The 24,892-nt window shown below is 70.8% G+C and carries 24 protein-coding genes and 3 pseudogenes; 10 read left to right on the top strand and 17 right to left on the bottom strand.

What is annotated here, in order from left to right:
- Nucleotides 1–11: 11 nt before the first annotated feature.
- The 4 genes from OG299_RS01905 to OG299_RS01890 form a co-directional block, all read right to left on the bottom strand.
- On the bottom strand, nucleotides 12–1,028 hold the full coding sequence (locus tag OG299_RS01905) for an FAD binding domain-containing protein (protein ID WP_327360176.1): 1,017 nt from the start codon (nucleotides 1,026–1,028) through the stop codon (nucleotides 12–14).
- Nucleotides 1,025–1,669: a 2Fe-2S iron-sulfur cluster-binding protein gene (locus OG299_RS01900; protein ID WP_442817473.1), complete on the bottom strand. Its 645-nt coding sequence runs from the start codon at nucleotides 1,667–1,669 to the stop codon at nucleotides 1,025–1,027. Before OG299_RS01900 ends, OG299_RS01905 begins: the two co-directional genes overlap by 4 nt.
- A gap of 418 nt (nucleotides 1,670–2,087) precedes the next feature.
- The gene (locus tag OG299_RS01895) at nucleotides 2,088–2,624 is read right to left on the bottom strand and encodes an STAS domain-containing protein (RefSeq protein ID WP_327360175.1); all 537 of its coding nucleotides are present in this window, start codon (nucleotides 2,622–2,624) and stop codon (nucleotides 2,088–2,090) included.
- A gap of 54 nt (nucleotides 2,625–2,678) precedes the next feature.
- Nucleotides 2,679–3,365: an HSP18 transcriptional regulator gene (locus OG299_RS01890; RefSeq protein WP_327360174.1), complete on the bottom strand. Its 687-nt coding sequence runs from the start codon at nucleotides 3,363–3,365 to the stop codon at nucleotides 2,679–2,681.
- Nucleotides 3,366–3,500: 135 nt separating this feature from the next.
- On the opposite strand from OG299_RS01890, the gene OG299_RS01885 reads away from it, so the two are divergent.
- Nucleotides 3,501–3,935 carry an Hsp20/alpha crystallin family protein gene (locus OG299_RS01885; protein WP_327360173.1) on the top strand — a complete coding sequence of 145 codons (435 nt, stop codon included), beginning with the start codon at nucleotides 3,501–3,503 and terminating at the stop codon, nucleotides 3,933–3,935.
- Between the two features lie 546 nt (nucleotides 3,936–4,481).
- Entirely contained in the window at nucleotides 4,482–4,925 is a 444-nt protein-coding gene (locus tag OG299_RS01875) for a DUF2267 domain-containing protein (protein ID WP_327360172.1), read from the top strand.
- 553 nt (nucleotides 4,926–5,478) lie between these two features.
- On the opposite strand, the gene OG299_RS01870 is transcribed toward OG299_RS01875, so the two are convergent.
- Entirely contained in the window at nucleotides 5,479–5,814 is a 336-nt protein-coding gene (locus OG299_RS01870; protein WP_327360171.1) for a MerR family transcriptional regulator, read from the bottom strand.
- A gap of 1,005 nt (nucleotides 5,815–6,819) precedes the next feature.
- On the opposite strand from OG299_RS01870, the gene OG299_RS01865 reads away from it, so the two are divergent.
- Nucleotides 6,820–7,179, top strand: coding sequence for a hypothetical protein (locus OG299_RS01865; RefSeq protein WP_327360170.1), 360 nt, complete (start codon nucleotides 6,820–6,822; stop codon nucleotides 7,177–7,179).
- Nucleotides 7,180–7,294: 115 nt separating this feature from the next.
- Here OG299_RS01865 and OG299_RS01860 read toward each other — a convergent pair whose 3' ends face one another.
- The 6 genes and pseudogenes from OG299_RS01860 to OG299_RS01835 all read right to left on the bottom strand — a co-directional run bounded on the left by OG299_RS01860 (nucleotide 7,295) and on the right by OG299_RS01835 (nucleotide 11,647).
- Complete coding sequence (locus OG299_RS01860; protein ID WP_327360169.1) at nucleotides 7,295–7,606, bottom strand: SCO5918 family protein; 312 nt, start codon at nucleotides 7,604–7,606, stop codon at nucleotides 7,295–7,297.
- 56 nt (nucleotides 7,607–7,662) lie between these two features.
- Nucleotides 7,663–8,079, bottom strand: coding sequence for a CBS domain-containing protein (locus OG299_RS01855; protein WP_327360168.1), 417 nt, complete (start codon nucleotides 8,077–8,079; stop codon nucleotides 7,663–7,665).
- 46 nt (nucleotides 8,080–8,125) lie between these two features.
- Nucleotides 8,126–9,604: a DEAD/DEAH box helicase gene (locus OG299_RS01850; protein ID WP_327360167.1), complete on the bottom strand. Its 1,479-nt coding sequence runs from the start codon at nucleotides 9,602–9,604 to the stop codon at nucleotides 8,126–8,128.
- A 324-nt stretch (nucleotides 9,605–9,928) separates the two neighbouring features.
- Nucleotides 9,929–10,132: a cold-shock protein gene (locus OG299_RS01845; RefSeq protein WP_327360166.1), complete on the bottom strand. Its 204-nt coding sequence runs from the start codon at nucleotides 10,130–10,132 to the stop codon at nucleotides 9,929–9,931.
- A gap of 1,106 nt (nucleotides 10,133–11,238) precedes the next feature.
- A pseudogene (locus OG299_RS01840) lies at nucleotides 11,239–11,352 on the bottom strand (transposase); the annotation flags it as partial.
- Between the two features lie 64 nt (nucleotides 11,353–11,416).
- Nucleotides 11,417–11,647, bottom strand: coding sequence for a response regulator transcription factor (locus OG299_RS01835; protein WP_327360165.1), 231 nt, complete (start codon nucleotides 11,645–11,647; stop codon nucleotides 11,417–11,419).
- 866 nt (nucleotides 11,648–12,513) lie between these two features.
- Between OG299_RS01835 and OG299_RS01830 the strand changes: the two genes are divergently transcribed.
- Nucleotides 12,514–12,816: a hypothetical protein gene (locus OG299_RS01830; RefSeq protein ID WP_327360164.1), complete on the top strand. Its 303-nt coding sequence runs from the start codon at nucleotides 12,514–12,516 to the stop codon at nucleotides 12,814–12,816.
- A 33-nt stretch (nucleotides 12,817–12,849) separates the two neighbouring features.
- A pseudogene (locus tag OG299_RS01825) lies at nucleotides 12,850–13,008 on the top strand (SAM-dependent methyltransferase); the annotation flags it as partial.
- A 38-nt stretch (nucleotides 13,009–13,046) separates the two neighbouring features.
- Here the strand turns inward: OG299_RS01825 and OG299_RS01820 are convergent.
- A complete protein-coding gene (locus OG299_RS01820) occupies nucleotides 13,047–14,444 on the bottom strand; it encodes an MFS transporter (protein ID WP_327360163.1) in 1,398 nt (465 codons plus the stop codon).
- Nucleotides 14,445–14,530: 86 nt separating this feature from the next.
- Between OG299_RS01820 and OG299_RS01815 the strand changes: the two genes are divergently transcribed.
- Nucleotides 14,531–15,082 carry a winged helix-turn-helix transcriptional regulator gene (locus tag OG299_RS01815; protein WP_327360162.1) on the top strand — a complete coding sequence of 184 codons (552 nt, stop codon included), beginning with the start codon at nucleotides 14,531–14,533 and terminating at the stop codon, nucleotides 15,080–15,082.
- Between the two features lie 184 nt (nucleotides 15,083–15,266).
- On the opposite strand, the gene OG299_RS01810 is transcribed toward OG299_RS01815, so the two are convergent.
- Both OG299_RS01810 and OG299_RS01805 read right to left on the bottom strand, forming a co-directional pair.
- On the bottom strand, nucleotides 15,267–15,497 hold the full coding sequence (locus OG299_RS01810) for a hypothetical protein (RefSeq protein ID WP_327360161.1): 231 nt from the start codon (nucleotides 15,495–15,497) through the stop codon (nucleotides 15,267–15,269).
- A gap of 723 nt (nucleotides 15,498–16,220) precedes the next feature.
- Nucleotides 16,221–16,703, bottom strand: a complete 483-nt coding sequence (locus OG299_RS01805) for a hypothetical protein (RefSeq protein WP_327360160.1) — start codon at nucleotides 16,701–16,703, stop codon at nucleotides 16,221–16,223.
- A gap of 159 nt (nucleotides 16,704–16,862) precedes the next feature.
- Between OG299_RS01805 and OG299_RS01800 the strand changes: the two genes are divergently transcribed.
- The 3 genes and pseudogenes from OG299_RS01800 to OG299_RS01785 form a co-directional block, all read left to right on the top strand.
- Nucleotides 16,863–17,018: a hypothetical protein gene (locus tag OG299_RS01800; protein WP_327360159.1), complete on the top strand. Its 156-nt coding sequence runs from the start codon at nucleotides 16,863–16,865 to the stop codon at nucleotides 17,016–17,018.
- Between the two features lie 222 nt (nucleotides 17,019–17,240).
- Complete coding sequence (locus OG299_RS01795; protein WP_327360158.1) at nucleotides 17,241–18,737, top strand: UDP-N-acetylmuramoyl-L-alanyl-D-glutamate--2,6-diaminopimelate ligase; 1,497 nt, start codon at nucleotides 17,241–17,243, stop codon at nucleotides 18,735–18,737.
- Nucleotides 18,738–19,135: 398 nt separating this feature from the next.
- A pseudogene (locus OG299_RS01785) lies at nucleotides 19,136–19,843 on the top strand (helix-turn-helix domain-containing protein); the annotation flags it as partial.
- 65 nt (nucleotides 19,844–19,908) lie between these two features.
- Here the strand turns inward: OG299_RS01785 and OG299_RS01780 are convergent.
- Nucleotides 19,909–21,996, bottom strand: a complete 2,088-nt coding sequence (locus OG299_RS01780) for an ATP-binding protein (RefSeq protein ID WP_327360155.1) — start codon at nucleotides 21,994–21,996, stop codon at nucleotides 19,909–19,911.
- Between the two features lie 243 nt (nucleotides 21,997–22,239).
- On the opposite strand from OG299_RS01780, the gene OG299_RS01775 reads away from it, so the two are divergent.
- Nucleotides 22,240–22,713 carry a hypothetical protein gene (locus tag OG299_RS01775; RefSeq protein ID WP_327360154.1) on the top strand — a complete coding sequence of 158 codons (474 nt, stop codon included), beginning with the start codon at nucleotides 22,240–22,242 and terminating at the stop codon, nucleotides 22,711–22,713.
- Nucleotides 22,714–22,863: 150 nt separating this feature from the next.
- On the opposite strand, the gene OG299_RS01770 is transcribed toward OG299_RS01775, so the two are convergent.
- Entirely contained in the window at nucleotides 22,864–23,529 is a 666-nt protein-coding gene (locus OG299_RS01770; RefSeq protein WP_327360153.1) for a lysophospholipid acyltransferase family protein, read from the bottom strand.
- Nucleotides 23,530–23,680: 151 nt separating this feature from the next.
- A complete protein-coding gene (locus OG299_RS01765) occupies nucleotides 23,681–24,715 on the bottom strand; it encodes a sulfotransferase family protein (protein ID WP_327360152.1) in 1,035 nt (344 codons plus the stop codon).
- Between the last annotated feature and the right edge of the window lie 177 nt (nucleotides 24,716–24,892).

The following is a 24,892-nucleotide window of genomic DNA, read 5'->3' as shown; positions in this document are numbered from 1 at the left end:
GTGGTGCCGGGCTACTGCGTGGCGGGAGCGCCGGGATGCTGGCCGACCAGCGCGGCAATGGCGTCGCAGGTGAGGTTGCGGGCGAGCGGGATCTTGTACGCGTTGTCGCGGAGGGGCAGGGCCCGGGCGAGTTCCGCGTCGACGGCCGCGCGGACGGCCCCGGCGTCCGGGGTGGCGCCGGTCAGCCGGGCCTCGGCCGTGGTCGCCCGCCAGGGCCGGTGGGCGAGGCCGCCGAAGGCGAGGGCGATCCGGCGCACGCGGCCGTCGTCGGGGTCGAGGTCGAGGACGACGGCGACCGAAGCGAGGGCGAAGGCGTACGAGGCCCGTTCGCGGGCCTTGCGGTAGAGCGAGACGGCGCCCGGCGCCGGGGCGGGCAGGAGTACCGCCGTGATGATCTCCCCAGGACGGATGAGGGTGTCCTGCTCGGGGTGGTCCTCGGGCAGCCGGTGGAACTCGGTGGCCGCGACGGTTCGAGTGCCGCCCGTCCCCCCGTACAGCTCGACTTCGGCGTCCAGTGCCGCGAGGGCGACGGCCATGTCGGAGGGGTGGGTGGCGATGCAGTGCTCGGAATGGCCGAGTACCGCGTGGTCGCGGTGGATCCCCGCACGGGCCCCGCAGCCGCTGCCGGGTTCGCGTTTGTTGCAGGGCTTGGAGGGGTCCTGGAAGTAGGTGCAGCGAGTGCGCTGGAGCAGGTTGCCGCCGGTCGTGGCGACGTTGCGGAGCTGACCGGATGCGCCGGCCAGCAGCGCCTGGCTGAGGAGCGGATAGCGGGTGCGCACCCGCGGGTCGGCGGCCAGGTCGCTGTTGCGGACCATCGCGCCGACGCGAAGTCCTCCGCCGGGGAGTTCGCCGATCTCCTCCAGGGGCAGCCGGGAGATGTCGACGAGGGTGCCGGGGGTCTCGACGCCCAGTTTCATGAGGTCCACGAGGTTGGTGCCACCGCCGAGGTAGCGGGCGCCGGGGTGGGCGGCGTAGGCCTCCGCCGCCTCGCGGAGGCTGGTGGCGCGTACGTAAGCGAAGGGCTTCATGCGATCACGTCCGCACCGGTCCTGGTGGCGGCGGCATCCGCGCTCGCGTCGGCGACGGCCCCGACGATCGCGGGGTAGGCGCCGCAGCGGCACAGGTTTCCGCTGAGCCGTTCCCTGATCTCCTCGGCGCTCAGCACGGCGGGTCCGGAGCCGGCCGGGGGAGTGTCGGCGGTGGCGTGCGAGGGGTGGCCGGCGGCGGCTTCGCGGAGCGCGCCGACGGCGGAGCAGAGCTGGCCGGGGGTGCAGTAGCCGCACTGGAAGGCGTCATGGTCGATGAAGGCGCGCTGGAGCGGGTGCAGGGCGCCTCCCGGGTCGGCGAGGCCTTCCACCGTGGTGATCTCGCAGCCGTCGACGGCGACGGCGAGGAGCAGGCAGCCGTTGGCACGTCGGCCGTCCACCAGGACGGTGCAGGCGCCGCACTGTCCGTGGTCGCAGCCCTTCTTGGCGCCCGTCAGGTCCAGGTGCTCGCGCAGGGCGTCGAGGAGAGTGACGCGGTGGTCGAGGTCGAGGTCGTGATGAACACCGTTGACGCACAAGGTCACGTGCGAGCGGACCGCCGCGTCGTCGGGCGTGCGCGGCGCCGGTCCCGGCTCACCGCCGTGCGCCGGCTCCGGGGCGGGCGGGTCGGTTGCATGGGCCACGACCAACTCCCTTTTCATCGGATTGGGAATGGAATATCCCCTCGACGGTCCAGACTGGCCCCTCTCACGGCGGAGCACGCCCCACGCCCCCGCCGAACTCCCCCATACGGTCGACAGTCAGATGTTGCTCCGGCGTAGATCTGTAGGACGCGGCCCATGGTGTCCATCGGACCCACGATGGTGACCGAGCGGGGCGCCTGGTTCCCTGACCGACTCCTCACCCATGGTCCGCAACGCTTCCGTACGCGTGCGGAGGGCAGGGGTCCCGGACTCGGCCTCACCATCGCCGTCGGCCAGGTCGGACTTCTCGACGTCCGAATTGCGTTCGAGAATCACCTCGACAGCGGCGCGCAGGCAACCTTTCATGTGGACGCCGAACCCCCACGCGACGGCGGGGAGACTCGGCGGAAACGGCTGCTCATCCGCGACGCGTTCGAGGGTGCCCTGGTCTGCGGGCCGGTGCTGGAGTGAGGTGAGGACGCCCCGGACCGCTCGCGCCGGTGAGGCGGTCGAGCGTACCCCCGCCCAGCGCGTCGGAGGCGCCGGAACTCGGGGTGGGGGTCGCGCTGTGGCGCAGAGTTGGAGCGGCGGGAGGGGAGATCATCTCGGTCGTCCCGGTCATCTCGAACAGTTTGCGGACCTGCGGCGAGGTCACTTCGGTGACGTGGAGGGAATGGCCTCGGGCGCGGGCTGCCCGTCGGGCGCGGAGCAAGGCGTTGAGACCGGAGACGTCGCAGAAGGTCACGCCGCGGAAGTCCGCCTCGACGCGGGACACGCCGTCGGCGAGAGCAGCGTGCAGGGCTTGGGAGAGCAGCGGCGCCGTGGCGATGTCGATCTCACCGAGGACGGCGACGGTGAGGCGGTCATCAGCCCGAGTGGTGATAAGCGTGACGTCGTCCGCGCGGAACACCACCGTCCCTGGGCTTGCGCGGCGCTCGCCTGGTGTCACGCGCATCGTCGGTTTCCTTCCCGGTTCGAGATCGTGAATCTGAGAGCTCGGCGAGCCCTCTCAAGGCTGGTTGCGCTGTTGGTTGCTGTCCTCGCGGAGCTGGTCGGCATGGCGGGTCATCTCTTCGATGCGGTCGGCGAGGTCGGGGTGCTCCGGTTGCAGGTGCCGGCGGGTGTCGGTGAGGGGGCGGACGAGGTGGGCGGCGTCGTGGTGGGCGGCGTCGTGGTGGGCCAGGGCCTCGTTCAGTTCGCCGAGCTGCCGGTCGGCGATGGCGGGGAGGTCGGTGAGTGCGGTGATCTGTCCGGCGAGGCTGCGCAGGGCGGCGTTGTTGCGGGCCCAGGCGGTGACGGTGCGGTCGGCGGCGCGTCGGTCTCGGACGGCTTGGACGCGCTGTTCCCCGGTGGCGCCCGCGGCTCCGGGGCGCAGGCGCAGGTAGTGGCGTTCGGCGGCCTGTCGGCTGGCGACGCCGAGGGGTTCGGCGAGGTCGGCCCAGCTGGCGCCGGCCTCCCGGGCGGTTTCGATCAGTCCGGACTCCCAGTCCGCGAGCTGTTCGCGCACCTGGCGCCGCAGGAGCAGTGTGGCGAGCGCCGGGTGGGGTCCGTCGTGCGGCGGGGGAGTCGGGTCTGCGGGCCGGTCGCGCTGTGCGTCGCGCAGCGCTTGGTCGATGGTGCGCAGGGCGGCTGAGGCGGCGACGAACGATGCCGCTCCGGGCTGCGGGGCCGGATCGGACGGCCGGGCTGGGGTCATGGCAGGTTCCTCATTGTCAGCTGTGTCATCGCATCGCTGACGTGTTGGTTGTCATCCATTGGATGACATGTTACAACGGAGGCACGTTGAAGCGCATTGGCAGTTCCTGCCGCAACCAACTGGAGGTGTTTCGCGATGTTGATGCGCACTGACCCGTTCCGCGAGCTCGACCGGATCACCCAGCAGCTGACGGGTACGAACGGGACCTGGTCTAAGCCGTCCGTCATGCCGATGGATGCCTACCGGGACGGCGACACGTATGTGATCGCCTTCGATGTGCCCGGGGTGAGCGCGGACGCGATCGACATCGACGTCGAGCGCAACCAGCTGACCGTCAAGGCGGAGCGACGCCCCACGACCAACAGCGAGAACGTGCAGATGGAGCTTTCCGAGCGGCCCTTGGGGGTCTTCTCGCGCCAGATCATGCTGGCCGACACCCTCGACTCCGAGAACATCACTGCCGACTACGACGCGGGTGTGCTGACCCTGCGCATCCCGATCGCGGAACGGGCGAAGCGACGCAAGGTCGCCGTCGGCACCGCGGGCGACCGGAAGCAGATCTCCGGCTGATCTGGGCATCGGCCGGCCCGAGCGCGGAGGACGGAAGCGCCCTTCCCCCCCCCGGTAGCCCGTCCTCCGCCCTGCCCGTCACCGCAGGAGCGGGTCATGACCTTGCGCCATGAAGCATTCCGCGACCATGCTCCGAGCGGGGCGCATACAACACCCCGGCGGAGGCCAACGGCGTGGCCCGCGTCGTGCTGGCCCCCCTTGCCGCCCACCTCGTCGGTACGGGCCGGGCCCCACGCGCGGCCCGTCTTCCCGAGGCCCACGCCCTCACTTCCTCAACTCCTTCCAGGCCGCCGAGTCCCTCTCCGCAGACCGGTTCGTGCGAGCCACCGAGGCCTGGATCGGGGAGCCTCGCAGCCCACGGCGGCCTGGGACGTCAGCGCCGTCCTCGGCATCGTCGCCGACGCGGCCGACGAAAGCCTCCCCACCGCCTCCTGAGCCAGCTCCCACCCGGCTGCGCCCTGCTGTTCGGCCGCGCCCACCCCGCCTGACGATGCCATCCCCTCACGCCCGACGCTCCGCCCCACCGACGAGAAAGGTGCCCGAGCCATGCTCCACCAGCCCGAAACCCTTCACCCGGCCCCGGGCATGACCTACGACCAGGTGCTGGAGACTGTCCGCTACGAAGGCGCCTACCCCACCCGCGAGCGCGCCGAGGAGGCCGTGCACAACGTCCTGGGAGCCTTTGGCCGTCATGTCACCGGCAACGAGCGCGTCGAGCTGGCCGCCCGCCTTCCGCTGGAGGCCGCCCGTCACCTGGTCTCGCAGGTCCCGGCCGCCGAGCCCCTCACCGGGTGGGCCTTCGTCAAGGACCTCGCCTCACGGCGCGGAGCCACCCCGGCGACGACCCGCTGGGAAACGGGTGCCGTGCTCGCTGTCGTTGCCCGACTCGCCGGCCCCTCCCTGCTCGCCCGAATCCTCGACCAGTTCCCCGAGGGCTGGGCCCTCCTGTTCGGCCAGGCGCAACTCCTCACCCGGTCCACGGCCGCCTGAACACGGGCCCCTTGCACTACGGGGACGGTCCCTCGTAGGAGCGGCCGTCCCTGGCGGCTTCGCCGCCCGCGACGCCGAGCAGCCATGGCCGAGGCAGGAAAGGCGCGACGGCACGACCCGTGGACTCCGCCGTGCCGCGGGAACACTCACCCCGAGCGCCCTCTACGAACGGGAACGCGCCTTCGGGCACCGGGCTGCACCGGGCGAGGAGGACCACGCTACGGGGAAGGGGCACAGTGCCGGTGTGACGGTAGGTCCTGAGTGCGCTCAACGATCACGGCCTCGTCATCGACGCCGGCCAGGCCCGAGCCGGGCTTCGAGGCGCGGTCTCCGTATCGGCATGGACAACACGGCCGTGAACCCGTGCGACTCGACAGGCTCACGTTCCTCGACGGCGTCAGGTGTTCCAGCAGGGCCGGCGCCCAGCACTTGCCTGCCCTGCGCGGCGCCGACACGGGCACGGTATCTCCGACCGATATCCAGGCATCCTGGCATCCGGGCATGAGGGCCTTCGTAAGGACTGCGGGTCGTGTCCGACGATGGGCGAGTTCGCTCAGTTCGAGGTCGGCGGGGACGACTCGGCGGCGCGGCGGTATTCGGCGTTGATGCGCTGGGCTTCTTCGAGCTGGTCCTCGAGGATGATGATGCGGCAGGCGGCATCGATGGGGGTGCCCTGGTCGACGAGTTCCCGGGCGCGTGCCGCGATGCGCAGTTGGTAGCGGGAGTAGCGGCGGTGTCCGCCCTCGGATCGCAGCGGGGTGATCAGGCGGGCTTCGCCGATGGCGCGTAGGAAGCCCTGGGTGGTGCCGAGCATGGCGGCGGCCCGGCCCATGGTGTAGGCGGGGTAGTCGTCGTCGTCAAGACGGCCGAACGAGTCGTCTGCGGTCATTGCACCTCTCTCATGGAACGCATGGAGGGGCCCTGGTGCCGTACGGCACCAGGGCCCCGAAGGAACTACTACACCATCTGTCGGCCCTGATACTGCGCCGACCTCCTGTTTCCGCCGCCCCGGCCGACTTGCTGCCGTGAGTGCGGGGATCGCGGTTGCTTGACCGGAGACCACCTCACTATCGATGTCCTGCGGTACCCGGGCTCAGCCTTCGGCCCGGGCGATCCTGATGGCGCCTGGCTCCTCCGTTCTTCCTCATTGATCAACTGCTGGTGAAGCGGGGCACTGCGTACTGCTGTTACTGCTCTACCGCGCACTGCTGGTGGCCTGTCACAGCGCCACTCTTCGGCAGCCAGCCCCGTTGCCATCCTGCATCTGCTCTGGCTTGGAACCCCACTGCCGAACTTCCCGGTACGGGCGCCCGCAGCCGACGCCTTCACCGAGGTACCGCTCACTTCACTGCACTTCACTGCTGGGTACTGCCACTGCGTCAACTGCTGTCGGCGGCCCCTGATGACTGCGGGCCACCCGGTCCGGCCGTCAGTCCCGTCGCCGTCCTGCAACCGCTCTGGCTTCGAAACTCCACCACCGCACCGCACTGCAAACTGCAACTACTGGTCCTGCTGCCCGGCAGTTCGTCTCTGCCAGGCCCTTCGGTCTCTTGGCTACGAGAGAAACCATACCCACGCCACCGCCCAATGTCTACTCCGGCCAGAATAGATTTTCGTGTACCTCGGGCTGAGCTAGCTGCCCGTGGTGGTCCCAGGTATGCAGGGCGGCCATCGCTGCTGGTCAGGCCCATGGGCGTGGCGGCAGCCGAACGAGGGGGTTCGGTGTGGCGCCGATGCACAGTGCTTCGACTACCACTTCCGGCTCGGTCCATCGCCTCGCCCGAGCGACTGCGGTCACCCGGCGCGCCTCTCGCGGCGAGGCGTGGAGTGCCCTAACTCGCCAGGGCGCGACCGCTGGCGGGGGTGGGACGGCCGGTGAATAGAATCGGCTCTCATGTCGAAGCCTGACGAGCTGCTCGCTGACGTCGCCGCCCTGGTGGAGTCCGGGCAGAGCAATCAGATGTCCCTGACCGTGGTCACCGGCGGTGCTGTCATCACCGGCCGGCTGGCTCCCGAAGCCGTGTGGAGGCAGCGGGTGTCAGAGGTCCTGACGGACTCCGCCCGCCTGGGAGAGTTCGCCGCCATCTTCACCACCACAACGCGCCGGGAGGGTCCGCCCACACATCTGCACTTTCACATGGCCCGCATCCTTCAGGGACCGGTGGGGATCCCGGAGACGGGCGGGATGTATCGCGTCTCGATCGCCGATGTAAGCGCCTGGACGATGGGCGACTTCAGCTACTCCGACCACTGATCCAGCGACGTGTAGAAGGATCCATCGGGACGCAGGAGGGCCCGACCGGTACGTGCCGGTCGGGCCCTCCTCGCTGCTCGGGTGGCAGCCAGTGCCGCGCCCATCGCTCAGGCGGTCAGACGGCCACCGGTACGCCGAGCATCGCGGACACCTGCTGGAGCGGGGTGAGGGGGCGCGTCGGCGCAGTGGCCCTGGGCCGGACGCGGCAGGTGAAGCCGAGCTGCGTCATGGCCCGGAGAACTTCGCCGACGCTGAAGTCGCGTCGGTCCTGGCGGGTGACGATCTGGCCGACCTGCTTGGCGGGGTAGATGCGGCGGCCGATGGTCACGGACTCGCCGGTGACCTGCTCGGGCTTGACGCCCTTCATCGATTCCAGGACACCGCTCTTGGTCAGGTCGAACGGGAAACGGGCGATGACACAGCGCATGATGCCTCACAGGAGGAATGGGGACGGTCACGTCGGAACTGCGGTCGTGAGGCGATTCAGAGCGCGAGGGCGAGGGGGCGGCCTCGTTCGTCGACAATGGGCAGGGCCGCCTCCGGCCGGCGATGGCGCATCACGTGCTCGGCCTCGGCCGTCGTGGCCAGGGGTGAGGTGAACGGCTCGCGTTCGCCGAGGACATCGCGCAGCCGGAGCCGGAGCCGGAGCCGGAGCCGGTCCGTGTACGTGTCGCCCTCCTGGACGGCGGCGAGCCGGTCCCGGGTGACCAGCCCGGTGCGCAGGTCGTCCTCGTCGCAGACGAGCAGATGACCCGTGCGGGCGCCGGCCATGACCGACAAGGTCACTTCGACGGTCATGTCGTCACGGACTTGCGGAACGTCCGACTCCATGGCGTCGACCACCATCCGGTGCACGGGGTTGCCATGTGCCGAGCGGTCCTGCATCTGGATCAACGGCACAACGTGCCTCCTGCAGAGGTGGGTCAGTTTCCTGATCAAGTGGTTCTCAGGCCGCCGCGTCGAAGGAGGACTGCCGCCCGTTCATGCGCCGGGCAGCCGGGAGGGGCTTTCGTCGGCCGCGGGAGGCGCTGCTGCGCCGGGGCCGCTCGGTCACCGGTGCGGTGATGGTGACCGGAATCCCGGAAGGGTCCTGGGCGCCGGTGATGCGGTGTAGTGCCGCTTCGCCCGGGCGGACCTGGGTGGTCTGCGGGGTGATCCCGGCGGTGGCCATCAGACGGGTCATGTCGCGGCGCTGGTTCGCGGTGACCAGGGTGACGACGCTGCCGGACTCGCCGGCGCGGGCGGTACGGCCGCCGCGGTGGAGGTAGTCCTTGTGGTCGGTCGGCGGGTCGATGTTCACGACGAGGTCGAGGTTGTCGACGTGGATGCCGCGCGCCGCCACGTTGGTCGCGACCAGCACGGTGACGTGGCCTGTCTTGAACTGGGCGAGGGTCCGGGTGCGCTGGGGCTGGGACTTCCCGCCGTGCAGCGCGGCGGCTCGTACTCCGCTGCTGAGCAGGTGTTCGGTCAGGCGGTCGACGGCGTGCTTGGTGTCCAGGAACATGATGACCCGGCCTTCGCGCGCCGCGATCTGCGTCGTCATCCGCTGCTTGTCGGCGCCGTGGACGTGCAGCACGTGGTGCTCCATCGTCGTCACCGCGCCGGCGGACGGGTCGACGGAGTGCACGACCGGGTCGGTCAGGTAGCGGCGCACCAGCAGGTCCACGTTGCGGTCCAAGGTCGCGGAGAACAGCATCCGCTGGCCCTCGGGCCGTACTTGGTCCAGGAGGGCTGTGACCTGCGGCATGAAGCCCATGTCGGCCATCTGGTCGGCCTCGTCCAGGACGGTGATCGCGACCTGGTTCAGCCGGCAGTCACCGCGGTCGATGAGGTCTTTCAACCGGCCCGGCGTGGCCACGACGACCTCCGCGCCTCCGCGCAGCGCGCCGGCCTGGCGCCCGATGGGCATCCCGCCGACGACCGTGGCCAGTCGCAGCTTGACCGAGCGGGCGTACGGGGTGAGGGCGTCGGTGACCTGCTGGGCCAGCTCGCGGGTCGGTACGAGGACCAGTGCGAGCGGCTGGTGAGGTTCGGCGCGCTGCCCGGCGGTGCGTGCCAGCAGGGCGAGGCCGAAGGCGAGGGTCTTGCCGGAGCCGGTACGGCCGCGGCCGAGGACGTCACGGCCGGCCAGGGTGTTGGGCAGGGTGGCGCCCTGGATCGGGAAGGGCACGGTCACGCCCTCCGCGCCGAGGGCGGCCAGCAGCTCCCCGGGCATGTCCAGGTCGGCGAAGGCGTCGACCGCGGGCAGTGCGGGGGTGATCGTCTCGGGCGGGGCGAACTCGCCCTGGACCGCGGCGGGCCGGCGGCCGCGGCCGCCCGGACGGCTCGGAGTTCCGGAACGCCTCGGGGCGGCCGAACCGAAAGCGGGTCCGGCGGTGCGGGTGCGGGTTCGGGAGGAGCGTTCGTTCCTGCGTGCGGGGTTCATTCAGAACCTCACCTTCCTTGACGCGGCACGCATCAAGGAACTCCCGCAGCACAAGAGGGGCGCAGAGAATTACGAGAACGGGCCGAATGGAATACGAAAGCGCGGCCGGCCCGCGGGAAATCCGTACGGGTGCCGGTGCTGAAGGGGCGGCGTCGGGTGGATGGGAAATCCGGGGAGCCGGTCGAAGAGGGCGGCCTCGTGGAGACCAGGAGGCCGCAACCGTGAAGCATGCGTCCGCAGGCGGGAACCACTGCGGGGAAATACGTGCAGCTGGGGCCCGCACCCCGAGGGATGCGGGCCCCAGCTGCGAAGTACGCGTCAGCGTCAGACGGGAACGATGTTCTCGGCCGTCGGGCCCTTCTGGCCCTGCGCGACGTCGAAAGTCACCTTTTGGCCTTCGAGCAGCTCACGGAAGCCTGCGGCCGAGATGTTCGAGAAGTGGGCGAACACGTCGTCGCCGCCACCGTCCTGCTCGATGAAGCCGAATCCCTTTGCCGCGTTGAACCACTTCACGGTGCCAGTAGCCATGTCATATCTCCTCGAGACAGTACACCGGAATCCACGCCATGCAGACACCGTGTCGCCGCGATGATGCCCCGCCCGGAAAATGACCGGGAAATATAAAGTCATTCTCGGCGGTGTGGAGACCGGCTGGAGATGCTCGAAGATTTTGGGTATCAAAACTGCAACCGAGATCGACAGTAGCACGCTGCGGCGGCTTGTTTGCGCTAAATACTTCCGCCCCACAGCCGGTTGCAAAAAGTCTCCTCGCGGGGTCTGTTAAATTCTCAGACCGCGGGTACAGATATTCCCCCCGCCCGTCGCCGGTGGGCAAGACAATGGCCCCGGGTTGACGCCCGGGGCCTCGCCATCGACCCGGGTCTGGGATCGGTCTAGCTGTCACATCCGGCCTGCAGTGCGTCATCCAGGCACAGCGGCTCCACGGCGAACCCGACCCACTCCTACGGGTCGCCATCACGGAACTGACGCGGTCCAGCTCATCCGCGACCACTACCCGACGCCGAGTTCCAGGACCGGCCGCTGCCCGAGGGCGATCCGATCGGCGGCACGGCCGACATGCAGTGGACGAGTCCGGCGACCGGCCTGCCACAGCCGGATCCGGTTGTGCTGTCACGGTTTTCCGCATCGTTCGACAGACGAGAGGCCATCCTCGAACCTCGGGACCTCCGCCGTTGGCATCGCCGCCCTGGCCGCCTTCCTCGGATCGCTCGCCCCGACCGTTTCCGGTGGCCGCCCCGACGGTGCGAAGCTGATCGACACCGTCGGCACGGTCACTTTCGGTGCCCTTGCGGTGGCAGGGTTCACCGGGGGTCATGACGTACAGCAGCTGCTCGTCACGGGAATATTCGTCGCCAGCCGACTGCGATCGCAGGACCCGTTGGTGAAGCTGGAGTTGCTGCGGCACACGCTGGTACGACCCACCGGGCCACGGCCCCTGCTGCTGACCGCATGGCCATCGCCGCCCTCGGCACCCTCATATGGGCGCTGACACTGCCGCGCATCGGCTACGGGGCCGACGTCCCCGGCATGGCTACGGGCGGCCTCGGCCTGGGCCTGGTCTTCTCGCCGGGGAACACCGACGTACTGAGCCGCGTCCCGGCCGCCGAACCGCGAATCCCGTCGATCACCTGCCGGTGGTCCCGCCACCTGGCACAGCGCCTGTTGCTGACCGGCAGGAACGGCCGTAGCCGTTCCCACTCGGCATTGCTTAGATCACCCCGCCCCATGTCCACATCAACGACCCGGGTGTGGAGTAGTCACATGATCGACCGGACAAGTCCTAGCCGGCGGTCACAGGCCGAGGGCGATGGCCAGGCGGGTCAGTTCCGCGGTGGTGTTGATGCCCAGCTTGGCGCGGATGCGGCGGAGGTAGGCGTCGACGGTGTGCTTCGAGAGTCCCATGTGGCGGGCGGTCTGCAGGTACGTACGTCCTGCGGCGATGTGTTCCAGGGCCTCCTGCTCGCGCGGGGCCAGGGTCAGTGCGGGGGTCTCGACGATCGGGGTGGTGAGGGTGAGGCTCATGAGATTTCCTCCGACGGATCGGAACGGTCATCACTGCTCACGGCCTCGGAAGCAGGTGGGACATCTGGCGAAATGTTCCGTTTGTCTTGTTTAAAATCCTGCGCTTCTGACGTCATGACGGTGTCCGTCGACTGTCACGGGCGTGTGACAGGGTCCGTGTGCAACACGTGTTCGATTCTCGGCCCGTGGCCGGCCTGTCAAGTGACGAGATCTGGGGACGTGACGTGCCGCGGCTGCGGCGGGCCTACTGGAATCACCCCCTCCGCCGCCCTCTCGCTCCAGGAGAATCCTCCTGACCCGCACGTTCCGGAAGCAGTGTTGTGCGTGTTCGCGGTCTCTGCCGCCTTCATCGGAGCAGTGGCGCTGCTGCCCACCAGTGCATTCGCGGCACCCGCGACGCACACCGTTGGTGTGACCGCCGTCGCGTCCGGTCGCACCGGCCATGCCACGAGTGGTCATGCGGGCCAGACCGAGCACCACGACAAGAAGGGCAAGGGTAAGAAGGGCAGGCACGACAGGTCCGGGACGTGGAGAACATGCCGGGCTGCAAGTTCATCCAGGGCAAGGTGTATTGCGAGCACAAGCCGGGCCCGGCGCCCGCGCCCGACCCGGCTCTCACCCACATCATCGGCTAGACCGGGGTTCGACTGCGCCGCCGGCCGGGGTTCCCGTCAGGGGCCCGGCCGGCGGCGCAGCCGCGTTCCGTGTCCGTCCGAGTACGGCGCGTCGCCGCTCGGCAGTGCTCACGCGACCGTGAAGTCCGCGACCACCCAGGTGGCGATCTCCCGCCACAGCTCGACGCCGCGCACGTGGTCGGGGTGGTCCAGGTCCTCGCCCTGCGCATCCACGACGGCGCGTTCTCCGCGATGGACCTCACCGCGCGCCACCCGCGCACCGGAGAGCTGCTCTCCATTGTGAAGTTCACGGTGCAGACCCTCGTCGCCGCCGGCGAACTCCAGCGCGACCTCCAGCGCGAGCTGACCTACGACGGACTGCGGGCCGCCGAGGCCAAAGGCAGCAAAGGCGGGCGCCGACCCGCGATCTCTGCCGCGAAGACCGATACCGTCCGCACCACGTACCTCGAAGGCCGGTCCATCGCGGCCCTCGCCCGCGACCACGACGTCAGCCGCGGTGCCATCCGTACCGCCGTCGCCGACCTCCTGCCCTAACTGGTGCTGCGCCGCAAAGGTTCGTGGAGGGGCTGGGCGGAGGCGGTCCGGCTGGTCTCGCCGGGCCGCGCCCGGCGGCTCTACATGGGCGCCTCGGCGCTGGCCCTCGAGTAGAACGAGATCGGCGTGAACCAGGTGCTGGCGGTGTGCACCCGCGCCCACGGGGCCTCCGGGATCCCCGATGGCGCGCGGCGACTGGGGCACACCGGGCCCGGGGGAGTGGGGGAGTGCTACCTTGCCGCCGCCCTGCGCTGGGCGGCGGCAAGTACCAGGGCGGCCGCGCCGGCCAGCAGCACCGCCACGATCACCGCCGTCCAGCCGCGCCGGAAGCCCTCCAGTGCGGCCTGGGGCCCGTGCGGGGTGCCGATCAGACTGACCATCAGGGCGACGCCCACCACGGCTCCGATCTGCCGCGCCATCGTGGTGACCGCGGATCCGGTGGCGAAGCGCGCGGGCGGCAGCGCCGCCGACGCGGCCCCGATCAGCGTGGGCAGCACCAGCCCCACGCCCAGGCCGGTGAGCAGCATCCCGGGGAGCAGTTCGGTGGCGTAGCCGGGGCGGACCTCGATGGCGGCGGCCCACCAGCCGACGCCGCCGGCGAACAGCAGGGTGCCGAGGGCGGCAAGCCGTCCGGGTCCCAGCCTGCGCACCAGCGCGGCGCTGCCCAATGCGACCGGCGGCACCAGCAGCGGCCCCGGGGCGATGGCGAGTCCGGTGCGCAGCGCCGAGTAGCCCCAGATCTGCTGGCACCACAGGGCCGAGGTCAGCAGCATCCCGGCGAAGGCGACGGTGAACAGCAGTGCGGCGGTGTTGGCCGCGGCGAAGCTGGGCACGCGCAGCAGCGGCAGTTCGATGATCGGGGCCGGGTGGCGCGCGGAGCGGCGCAGGAATCCGCCGGCGAGCAGGAGGGCGGCGAGCAGGCCGCCGAGCACCCTGGCCGAGCCCCAGCCCCAGTCGTCGCCCTTGACCAGGGCAACGGCGAGGGCGGCGATGGCGAGGGTGAGCAGTCCCGCCCCGAACAGGTCGGGCAGCGGCCCGTTCTCCCGGCCGCGCAGCCTGGGAAGTACGCGTGCGCCCACGGCGAGGGCGGCGATGCCGACCGGGACGTTGGCGATGAACACCCAGCGCCAGTCGGCCTCGACCAGCAGTCCGCCGAGGACCGGTCCCAGCCCGGCGGCGATCCCGCCGATGGAGGCCCAGGCCCGGATGGCGCCAGGGCGCTCGGCCGGGGGAGTGGCGTCCAGCAGCAGCGCCAGCGAGGTCGGCATCAGCGCGGCCGCGCCCGCCGCCTGGACCACCCGGGCGGCGTCGAGCCAGCCGACGGTGGGGGCGAGCGCGCAGAGCGCGGACGCGGCGGTGAAGACGGCCAGCCCGGCGAGGAACACCGTGCGGTGGCCGACCCGGTCCGCCAGCCGCCCGGCGGCGACCAGCAGCGAGGCGAAGACGATGGCGTAGCCGTTCAGTACCCAGGAGAGGGTGGCCAGGCTGCTGCCGTGGAAGTGCTGCTGCATCGCCGGGAGGGCGACGTTGACGATGAACAGGTCGAGGTTCGCGACGAAGACCGCGGCGGCGACCACCAGGAACGCGGCGCGGCGGTGAGGCCGGTCCCGGTAGCCGGGCTCGGCCACTGGGTTTGATATTCCAACTATCTCCATGGCCGGGAAAGCTAGCGAAGTGAGTTTGAATACGCAACCCTCTGTGGCAGGCTGGTGGAGTGACCCAGCCCATCGCCGACAGCTCCGCCGGCCACACCACCCACCGTCACGCCGCCGCCCCGCTGCCGGGCCGCCCCTGCTCCATCGCCGCCGCGCTGCAGGTCCTCGGCGAGAAGTGGGCGCTGCTCGCCGTGCGTGAGCTCTTCTACGGCAACCACCGCTTCGACCGGATCGCCAGCAACACCGGCGCGCCGCGGGACCGCCTCACCGCCCGGTTGCGTGCGCTGGAGGCGGCGGGAGTGGTCGAGCGCCGCCCCTACAGCGAGCGCCCGCCGCGCTACGAGTACCACCTCACCGACGCCGGACGGGACCTCGCCCCGCTGACCCAGGCACTGCTCGCCTGGGGCGACCGCTGGCTGTCCCCGGACCCGGAGCCCCCGGTGGTACTGCGGCACCACCCGGCGGACCGGCCGGACCACCCCGACCATCCGCTGGACGCGGCCTGGACCTGCCGCACCTGCGGGGCGGAGGTGCACAATCCGGACATCGGTCTGGAAATCCGCTCTCCCGGTTGGGAACGCCAGGGCCCGAAGCCGCCGCCAGGGCGGTAAACGGCAGGTGAACCCGTGCTGCGCCCCAAAGGTTCGTGGAGGGGCGTTGGTCAGGTCGTCTCCTTGAGCGGGGTGCCCTTGCAGGGTCCAGCGGAAGGGTTCCGCGGTCTCGTTGCGGTTGTCGTAGACGACGTTGGTGGTGGGGCAGTCCTCCGCCAGCCCCAGCAGGGCTTGGCGCTCGGTCTCATCCACGGACAGGCCCCAGCGCAGCTTCGTCCCCACCCAGGGCCGCGTAGGTGCAGTGGTACGAGCCGTCCGACAGCAGCCACTCCGCCGAGTCCTTGTCCGCCTTGGACCGGTTCGAGGCGGCGGAGAACGCGATCAGGGTGTCCGCAGACGCCGGGTCGTTCGCGTACGCCTGACGCCGGGCTGCATCCCACCCGTAGCCATCCGAGTCCACCTCTGCCAACGGCACGAAAATGATCCACGTCGAGGCGGGCCGCGTCCGTGACGACCACGTCGTCGTACGCGCTGCGCCGGAAGCCGCCGGTGAGCTTGCAGCCCGTCTCCACCAGCGGAGCCACGACCGCCTCCGCCAGGATCACCTCCTTGCAGATGTCACAGCCGTCGCCCGAGTTCAGGCCCTTGGCCCAATGCTTGTGCAGATCCCGTTTGCACCCGGCCCGCTGCTCCTCAACGACCGGAAGCTGATCAATCGCTTCGAGCAACGACAGCGGAGCACGGACACCCGGCACACCCGGAGCAGGGAAGGCGGAGGCCGAGACCGGCGTCGGAGTCAGGGCAGGGCCGACGCCAACGGCGCCAGGCAGATGAAACTCCGCCGAACAGCGGCAGGACAGTCAGAGCGGGCGCGGACAGACCACGCACCAGTTTCTTGATCACGCCCTGCCTTGCAGTCGCCCCTCCCGCCGCACGAAAGGGCCCTGACCTCGAACTCACCCGGCCGGGCGGGCAAGTTCACCAGGGAAACAGCACGGCACGGTTCGTCTCGTAGCAGGCGGGTGAACATCCTGCTCGCCGTGGTGTGCCGGCCGATGCGCGCCCTCCATATTGGAGTCCGGCCAAGAGCTGCTCGGCGGGGCGATTTCGCCGTCGGCCCGTTTTGGGGTTGGTGAAGGCGTACACGAAGGCGAGGTGGGCCTGGGCTTTCGCAGCCTCGGAAGCCACCCGGCGCAGTTCACTCCGGGTCGGGTTCAAGGCTGTAGGGCTTGGCAGGCTCGGGCGGCAGCTGGTGTCGGGTCTCGCAGTGGATGTCACTGACGCGGACCCGGTAGGGCCTCCACGCCGCCACGATGTCCAGCGTGTCGGGCGGCGACGGCAGCTCCCGCATCTGCACCGGCGACATCTCTCCGTCCACTCTCCCGCCCCTCAGCTCCAGGACGGTCTCATGCCACCACGACACCCATCCGTAGAGCGCGGACGCGTACAGCTCGACTGGGCCGACGGACTCGTCGCAGGTGACGGTCATCGTGTACCCGGTGTCCGGGGCACGGGTGCTGCCACTGATACGGACCCAGACGACCGCCGACCGCGGCCCGCTCACGACGGCGATCACTCGGGCTTCTCTGCGCCGGCGGCACAGGCGGTCCAGCATGAGCAGCGGCGGCAGGTCACCGGGAGCACTCAGGAGCACCTCGGCGCCGCCCCCGCTCTGCTTCATCCGCCTCGGGCCGGATCCCGGCCGCCAGCGCCGCCTGCCTCAATACGGCCCCCGTCCGCAGGCGCTCGTGGATGCCGGACGCCGCGCGCAGCGGTGGACCTTCGCGGCCGACGAGCCGATGCGGCGTACGGGTCACGCGAGCGCACGTACACTCGGCCTATGAACCGCACACGACGCGTCACGGGAGAGTGCCTGCCGCAGGCCGCCCCTGCCGCGCGTGCGGCCTCCGCGGTCCGGACGGGCGTCAGCCCCCGGACCGCCGCTGACGGCCAGGCCCCCACGGTCGGCCGCGGCGTCCTGCACGGTCACGGCTAGCGCTTCCGCAGCGCGCCCGGGCCTCTCTCCCACCGCACCACCTTTCGCGACGGGGCCCCGCCCCGGCAGCCCGGGCTGATCACCGCGCCCCGTTCGGCCCCCGGCGCCTCGAGGGGGACGCATCGCCCTTCCCACCCCACCACCGCAGTCCCGACGCTCCGTCGGCGCTGCCGCCAGGCGAGGGCCGCACGCCAGGCCGTAGCCATCTCCGAAGGGACCACCGTGAAGTTGAGCGGGTTGTTGACCGGCCATGAGCACTACGTCATCCAGGGCGACACCGAATCGACGGGGATCACCGCAGGCACCACCTTCGACGTCGACCGGGTGGTGCCGGGCTCGCTCTTCATCGCCGTACCCGGCCACCGCGGCGGCGGCCCCGCCTCCATCAGTGCGGCGCTCGCGCGCGGGGCGGTGGCGGTGCTCGTCGACGCGGCGGGAGCCGCCGCCGCGTCCCCCGGACGGGAGCTGCTGCCCGCAGTGTGCGTCGTACGGGTGCCCGACACCCGCAAGGCGGCCGCGGTCGTCTCCTCCCGCTACTTCGGCGAGCCGGGCCGGCACATGGACCTGGTGGCCGTCACCGGGACCAACGGGAAGACCTCCATCTCCTACATGTTCGAGTCGCTGCTGAGGATCTCCGAGGGCGCCTCGGTGGGCGTGATCGGTACGGCGGGCAGCCGGATCGGCGACGAGGTGATCCCGATGCCGCCCTCGGTGCTGACCACACCGGAATCGCCCGACCTGCAGTACCTCCTGGGCCGCATGCGGGACCAGGGCACCGGCAGTGTGGTGCTGGAGGCCACCTCGATGGCCCTTCAGACGTACCGGATGGACAGGACTTTCGTCGACGTAGGCGTCTTCACCAACCTGACGCAGGACCACCTGGACGACCACGGCACGATGACCCACTACACGGACGCCAAACTGCGGCTGTTCCAGGGGCTGTGCCGGCACGCGGTGGTCAACGTGGACGACGCCGTGGGAGCCGGCATCCGCGCGATGATGCCGGACGCGGTGACGACCTACGGCCTCGACGAGGAGGCGGACTTCCGGGCCACGGACCTGATCGCGGACGCCTCCGGCACCCGGTTCACGCTGCACCACGCCGGCCGGGCGTACCCGGCGGCGATCCCGGTCCCTGGCCGCTTCTCCGTTTCCAACGCACTGGCGGCCGTCGCGGCCTGCCGCGTACTGGGGCACGACCTGGACGGACTGGTCGCCGCGCTCGCCCAGATGCCGCCCGTACCGGGCCGGTTCGAGCGCTTCGTGACCCCCGCCGGCACCTCGGTGATCGTGGACTACGCGCACTCGCCCGACTCCCTCGACAAGGTCCTCACCGCCATCCGCGGCTTCGCCCGGGGCCGGGTCATCACCGTCTTCGGCTGCGGCGGGGACCGCGACACCACCAAACGAGCCGACATGGGCCGCATCGCCGGCACCCACTCCGACCTGTGCGTCCTGACCTCGGACAACCCCCGCACCGAAAACCCCGAGGCGATCCTGGACCAGATCGCCCCCGGCATCGAGGCCACCGGCACACCCTACGAACGCTCCCCCGACCGCCGCCGGGCCATCGCCCTCGCACTGTCCGCGGCTCAGCCCGAAGACATCGTCCTGATCGCCGGAAAGGGCAGCGAACCGCACCAGATCGTCGGCGAGGACCTGCTCCCCTTCAGCGACATGGCAACCGTCCGCGACCTGGCCTCCCACCTGCTCCCCTGAACCCGGAACCCCAACCCGCGCTACACAACCGCGGCTTCGCCCCACAAGTGCGTCTGCATCACCCTCCCCAACGAAACCACCACCGCCACGGGCTGCTGAACCCACCAGCTCCCTGCGCCTGCCGGCGCGCCGCCCCTACGGCACGGCGACTTCGCCGGCCGCGACGACCTCATCGACAAGATGGACCGCTACATCATCGCCCGCAACGAGACCGCCAAGCCTTTCCGCTGGACATACGACGGCACCCCGCTCAAGGAGACAGTCTGATCAACACCCGTCCACGAACTTCCGCGGAGCAGCACTACTGAACTTGATTGGGTGATGTCGGAGCCGTTCGCCTGACGGTGGCCGGTCCGCTTCGGTAGCCGTGGACCGTCAGATACGCATAGGGCGGCGGGTTGACCGACGCCGGGAGAGCCGCGCGGGAGCGCGTCCGGCTTCAGGCCGTGGAACGCTTCGAAGACAGGCAGAAGAACAGGGAGATTGCTGCCGCGCTGCGGGTCAGCGAGCAGTCCGTGGAGCGGTGGCGCCGCCAGTGGCGCGAGCGCGGCGAAGCGGGGGTCCTGTCGAAGGGATCGCCTGGGCGACCGAGGCTCAACGAGAAACAGATCGCCAGGCTGGAACGGAGTTGGGACGCGGGCCGCTGGTCCACGGCTGGGCCGACCAGCGGTGGACACTGGCGCGGATCAAGACGCTGATCGGCCGGCTGTTCCACGTGAGGTTCACGGTGGGGGGCACCTGGCTGCTGCTGAAGCGGCACCGCGGCGGCGTGCAACGGCTGGATCGTCTTCGAGGACGAAGCCGGGCAGTCGATGACGCCGCCGCGCGGGAGGAGCTGGGGACGCAAGGCCTCTACGCCGGTGGTCCGGGTCCGTGGCCGGGGTTCGGGACGGGTGTCCATGGCCGGGCTGACCTGCTACAAGCCGGGGAAGCGGTCCCGGATGTTCTACTCGGTCCGGGAGTACCGGGGGCGCAAGGGCGAGCCGAAGGGCATCGGCTGGCGCGACGTGCGCGACCTGCTGGTCAGGGCCCACATTCAGCTCGGCGGCTCGATCGTGCTCGTGTGGGACAACTTGCGTATGCACCTGGTTGAACCGATGCGCGACGTGCGCAGCGCGCGCCCGCGCTGCGCTCCGCGGTCCGTTGCCCGGGCAGGTACGACATCCGCCGGTCAGCTGTCGAGTTCACGCCGCCACAGTTCCTCCGTAAGCCGGTCCACCCCCGCCGCAAGGTGGCGGCGGTACGTGGACATCGGCAGGCCGAGCAGGTCCGCCGCACGCTGCTGGGTGCCCGCCGGCTGGAGATAGGTGTGGTGGAGCGCCCGGTGGGAACGCCGGTCGTGTGGGGCCGTCTGGAGCTCGGCGGCCGTCTCCCTTAGCAGGGCGGACAAGGCGCTGGCCAGCTCGTCCGGCTCCGCGCCCTGCCCCGCCCTGGACGCGACCGCGCGTGAGCGCAGCAAGACCGAGCCGCGCAGTCCGCCGACCCGCCCCATCCCGCGCAGGGCCTCGCGAACTCCGGCGGCGAAGGTCTCGGCGTCGAGTACACGCAGCGTCCCGCCGGGTTCGTCGGGCGCCGCCACCGCCAGCGGGTCGGCCGCCGACTCCCGTTCGCAGAGCAGGCTCAGCCAGGCCAGAGGGGGTGTACGGCGCCAGTCGTGGACGTACGTTCCGTACGAGCGGCCGCCGACGGTGAAGTCGGATTGCGGCAGACGGTCGAAGTCCGTGTAGGCGCAGCCGTCGGCCCAGAACTCCGGGTCGGCGAAGGGGAGGAGGGTGAGCGCGGGCGGCTGCTCCGCGGTGAGGTAGTGGTGGGTCAGCCGCAGGGTGATGAGGGTCTGGACGGCGGAGACGTCCTGGTACGTGTCCCGGGCCAGCCAGGCGCGTACCAGCAGGGCATGCTCGCCCGCGCGCAATCCGCCGTGGCCGGCGAGCCAGCCGACGGCGGCCGCGGCGGCCGGGTCCGCGGTGACGGCCGGGTCGTCAAGGTCCTCGGCGCCGAGGGCGAGCAGGATGTAGAAGCCCGCGGGGGAGGGCGGCGGGCCCTCTGCTTGTACGGTGGCCCAAGTGGCGGCCGGATGGGCCCACCAGCCACGCAGCAGCCGGGCGGACTCCGGCCCCTCGTGGCGTCCGGCCATGGCGAGGAGCGCCGGGAGTTCATTCTTCTCGGTCGCCGTGATCGACAGGGCGTCGAGGTGTGTGGAACCGGCACCCGCGGCAGCGGTGACCGGCGCCAAGAGGGGCCCGACCAGCGGGCTGTCGCGGTGCAGATAGGCGAAATCGGCCAGGACGGCGCGCTGGCGCGCCCGGTCGCCGTCGGCGAAGAGCTGCTGGTAGTACGTACTCGCGCGGCGGCGCAGCTCGGCCCTGCGGGCCGGATGGCGCCAGCCGAGTTCGGTGTCGAGAACGGATCGGGCGAGGTCGTGGGGGTGGATCCCGCGGCTGCCGTACTCGGTGATCGACAGTGTGCACAGCCACTCGAACAGGTCACTCGCGTCGGGCACGCCCACGAGCGCTGCGAGCAGTGGCTCAGTGGTGACAAGGGCTTGGGCGTAGGCCTCCAGGGCCGCACGGTGCCGCGGCGTGGGCACCACGTCGAGCAGCGCTGCGAGCAGCGTGTTCACCACGCGGGGTGGTGAGGCCGGGCTGGTGTTCCCGCGGGAGCCGTGGACCCGCACGTCGGCCATGAGGGCGAGCGCCAGCGGATGGCCGTGGGTGAACGCCAGGACGCTCGGATGCTCTGCCTCCGGTACGCCGCGCCGGGTCAGGAGTTCTGCGGCGTCCACGGGATCCAGAGGGGCGAGCGGCATGGAATGGAGGAGGCCGAGCCAGGCGGGGTCGGTCCGCCAGGCGAGCGGCGGCGGCTCGCGGTCGGCGAGGGCCAGCACGCTGTCGTCGGGCAGGTGGGCGAGAAGCCCTTCGGCGGCCGGCACTGCGCCGGGAACATCGACCACGACGAGGCTGCCGGGGGCCACGTGCGCAGGCGCCGACACGTCACCGGTTGCCTTGCCGTAGGCCGATTCGGCCGGTTCGTGTGCGATGACGGTCACCGGCCGGCCTACGCGAGTGGCCAGCCACGCGAAGTGGTGCAGCAGCGTGGACTTCCCGATCCCGGCCGAGCCGTGCACGTGGACCACCGCGCCGTGCCCGTCCGCCAGGATACGACGGAAGGCCTCGACCTCTGCCTGACGTCCTACGAAGCCCTTGGCCCGGGCCGCGGCAAAGCGGTCGGCCATCCTCAGCGGTGCCTGCTGTCCCCCCACGGGAACGGTGATACCACCGGCCGGACCGACAGCGGGCGCAACGAGCGGAATTCGAGCGGAAGTCGGTCATCTTCCGGCGTGTCGGACGGACAGCGGTCGCTCCTACCGTGGGCAGTGCCGGGGAGGCCGAGGAGCCACGGGCCGGCACCGGCCGCGCCCACCGCCCCCGACCGGCCGTACGGCACCGCATTTCCGGCCGCTCAGCACGTACGTGCAGCCGAACAGTCACCCAGAGGAGATTCCATGTCCAGCAACATGCCCGCAGCAGCAACATCCGCGACGTCCGCCGCTTCCGCCTCGACGGCTCCGGCCCGTACCGTCCGGCGCCGTACCAGCCTGCGGCTCACTGCTGCCGCATCGGTCGCTGCGGTCTGCGCCGCGGCGCTCCTCGCGAGCGCCGGCCCGGCCTCGGCCAGTCAGTTCTTCGGCGGCACGCTGCACCCGGGCGAGCAGCGCTGCATCCAGCAGTACGCCTCCTACCAGGTCCGTGCCGATGGCAAGGCATCGGGCCAGGGCGCGAAGTTCAAGCTCCAGTACAACGGCGTGACGGTCCCCGGCACCGGCTCGCCGGGCCTGGTGACCAACTGGGCCGCCGACCTGCGCACGGTATGGGGCACCTTTCCCGGCGCTGGCTACTACACCGCCTGTGCGACCAACAATGGCACCGCGGACACCAACGTCCGGCTGGAACTGAAGACCGACGGCGAGGTCTTCTGACCGGGCTCCGTCCCGCACCCGCCGGTCCCCGCGCCACCTCGGCGCGGGGACCTCCGCACACCGTCCGCCGCCGGTGTCACGGCACCCTGAACTGCAAGCGCGTTCGGGCCCTGGAACCGTTCCGGCCGGTCTCGCAGTGCGTCTGACGGCCTATGGGTGACCCGCCTGCCGTCGTCCGCTCTGGGTGAGGACGGCGGTCTCCCAGGCGGCGGCGACGGCGGCCCGGATACGGAGCGTCGCTTCCGGAACCGGGCCGGAAAGGTGCACCGGTGCGCCGATGTGCACGTGCAGGCCCGGCCGCCTCAGTGGCGCGGTCACGGCGCCGGCGAGCTGCTTGACCGGCCCGCCGGAGCACAGTCTGCGCGCGCCCGCCTGGCCCACCGGCACGAGAGGCGCCCCGGTCGCGGCAGCGAGTCGGGCCGGTCCGCTGCGGAAGGGCCCGGGCGCGGCTTCGCCCGAGTCGGCGTGTCCCGGCAGTCGACCCTCGCCGTAGAGCAGGACGCAGTGCCCGGCCGCGAGTACAGCGGCGGCGGCGTCCAGGCATTCGCCGGCGCGGGCACTGCCACGATGGACGGCGATGTGCCCCTCGCGGCGCAGCGCCGCGCCCAGCAGCGGTATCCGCCACAGGCCTGCGGCGGCCATCACGACAGGCTCGACCCCGTACCGCCGCAGCGCCGCGATCACGACGGCCGGATCGGCGAGCGAAGAGTGGTTGGCCACCAGGATGCTGCCGGCGCCGGGACCGGTCTCGCCCTCGGAGGTGACGGTCAGTTTTCCGAACGCGGGTACGGTGGCGGCGGCGATTCGGCTGAGCATGGGCGGCCTCGTTCGGATGGCGCTGAGCTGACACCGCTCATCCTCGGCCACTGCCGAGCGTCCGTCATGAGTAGCTGTACTCACTCCTCTTGGAGCAACGCCGGTTGCCTCCGGCGCATGCCGGCCGTCGCGTGGCGGCTGTTTGGCGGCACTACCACCCCTGTGCGCAGGTCAGGGCCCGTTCCCCGAGGGCGCATCCCTCCCGTAGCGCCTCGAGTTCGGCCGCGGGCAGCCGCCGGGAGGCGCCCCGCCGGCTGCCGTCCAGGCGCGCGGTCCCCGTGTCGAGCCATCGCGGGAGCGGCTCGACGCCGATGAAGCCTGCCAGACGCGTCAGTTCCCGGCGGGGATCATCGAGGAGGTCCTCGTAGGAGAGCGTGGTCCGCATCGGTGCGGGCACGTCCTCGAGACGGGCCACCCCCCGTACGACGAGCTCCGACCACAGCGCCGCGAAGCCCGCCGCCGGCAGATCGCGGTCCAGTACCAGTGCGGCGTTGAACCGCTCGGTCAGCAGCGGCGACAGCTCGGGCGGCAGAGAGCGGACTTGCTCCTCGGTCAGGTCCTCGACGCGCTCGGCGCCGGTCCGGGCGAGGATCTCCCGCAGCAGGAAGATGAGCCGGTATCCCGTGTGCCGGCTCATGGACAGGGCGCAGTCGGGCCCGTCCCTGAACAGGTGGACGAAGCGTGCTTGCGGGAAGCTCCTCCGCAGCAGCGGCACCCGCTCCAGTGAGAATCCCGACCGCTCGACCACGGCCGTACGCCCGAACTTCTCGCACAACAGGTCGAACAGAGCCTCGTAATGTCCGGCGGCGGTCCGCTCGGGCCAGGCGCGCACCTGCTTCTCCAGTTCGTCGAACAGGCCGTCCGGATCTTCGGTCAGGTGCGGGAGGACCATCAGGGACAGGGCGGGAATACCGGTGGTCTCGGTCGCGAAGCGCCCGGGACGGCGCGTGTAGACGAATTCCGGCATGGGCACCCCGTTGAGGATCATCCGCTCGAACAGGGGATTGGGATCGGCCAGGAGCCGCCAGAACTCTGCGCCGCCGAGGAGGCCTTCGGGGAAGCCCCGGCTCTGCACCGACGACAGCAGCTCGTTCAGGCTGAGCACGTCCGGATGCGCGTTGAGGATGCCCGACAGCGCGGTTGACCCACTGCGCCCCGTACCGACAATGAAGGTCAGAGCACGCATCTCGTCAGTCCCTTCGACGACCGTTCCGATCCGAGGACACTTCCCCCGATGAGGCGCGGTATCCACGATGCGGAGCCCGGCCGGCGCCAGGTGACCGGCCGGAGCCGTAGGTGAATTGGTGACCAGGCGGCGGACTCCGAGCTGCACGCGCACCACGACCGGAGTCTGCTCCGCTTC

Source organism: Streptomyces sp. NBC_01296 (assembly GCF_035984415.1).
In the GTDB taxonomy this organism is placed as follows: domain Bacteria; phylum Actinomycetota; class Actinomycetes; order Streptomycetales; family Streptomycetaceae; genus Streptomyces.
Note: the sequence above shows the minus strand (reverse complement) of the source record. Positions and strands in the feature narration are given on the sequence as shown.

Excerpts from the sequence above, each read along its gene's own strand:
- OG299_RS01775 (WP_327360154.1), top strand. The coding sequence starts at position 22,240 with ATGTCCAGCAACATGCCCGCAGCAGCAACATCCGCGACGTCCGCCGCT.
- OG299_RS01800 (WP_327360159.1), top strand. The coding sequence starts at position 16,863 with ATGAACCGCACACGACGCGTCACGGGAGAGTGCCTGCCGCAGGCCGCC.
- OG299_RS01830 (WP_327360164.1), top strand. The coding sequence starts at position 12,514 with ATGGACCTCACCGCGCGCCACCCGCGCACCGGAGAGCTGCTCTCCATT.
- OG299_RS01895 (WP_327360175.1), bottom strand. The coding sequence starts at position 2,624 with ATGCGCGTGACACCAGGCGAGCGCCGCGCAAGCCCAGGGACGGTGGTG.
- OG299_RS01885 (WP_327360173.1), top strand. The coding sequence starts at position 3,501 with ATGTTGATGCGCACTGACCCGTTCCGCGAGCTCGACCGGATCACCCAG.
- OG299_RS01865 (WP_327360170.1), top strand. The coding sequence starts at position 6,820 with ATGTCGAAGCCTGACGAGCTGCTCGCTGACGTCGCCGCCCTGGTGGAG.
- OG299_RS01770 (WP_327360153.1), bottom strand. The coding sequence starts at position 23,529 with ATGCTCAGCCGAATCGCCGCCGCCACCGTACCCGCGTTCGGAAAACTG.
- OG299_RS01905 (WP_327360176.1), bottom strand. The coding sequence starts at position 1,028 with ATGAAGCCCTTCGCTTACGTACGCGCCACCAGCCTCCGCGAGGCGGCG.
- OG299_RS01805 (WP_327360160.1), bottom strand. The coding sequence starts at position 16,703 with ATGAAGCAGAGCGGGGGCGGCGCCGAGGTGCTCCTGAGTGCTCCCGGT.
- OG299_RS01860 (WP_327360169.1), bottom strand. The coding sequence starts at position 7,606 with ATGCGCTGTGTCATCGCCCGTTTCCCGTTCGACCTGACCAAGAGCGGT.
- OG299_RS01850 (WP_327360167.1), bottom strand. The coding sequence starts at position 9,604 with ATGAACCCCGCACGCAGGAACGAACGCTCCTCCCGAACCCGCACCCGC.
- OG299_RS01765 (WP_327360152.1), bottom strand. The coding sequence starts at position 24,715 with ATGCGTGCTCTGACCTTCATTGTCGGTACGGGGCGCAGTGGGTCAACC.
- OG299_RS01845 (WP_327360166.1), bottom strand. The coding sequence starts at position 10,132 with ATGGCTACTGGCACCGTGAAGTGGTTCAACGCGGCAAAGGGATTCGGC.
- OG299_RS01835 (WP_327360165.1), bottom strand. The coding sequence starts at position 11,647 with ATGAGCCTCACCCTCACCACCCCGATCGTCGAGACCCCCGCACTGACC.
- OG299_RS01890 (WP_327360174.1), bottom strand. The coding sequence starts at position 3,365 with ATGACCCCAGCCCGGCCGTCCGATCCGGCCCCGCAGCCCGGAGCGGCA.
- OG299_RS01875 (WP_327360172.1), top strand. The coding sequence starts at position 4,482 with ATGCTCCACCAGCCCGAAACCCTTCACCCGGCCCCGGGCATGACCTAC.
- OG299_RS01870 (WP_327360171.1), bottom strand. The coding sequence starts at position 5,814 with ATGACCGCAGACGACTCGTTCGGCCGTCTTGACGACGACGACTACCCC.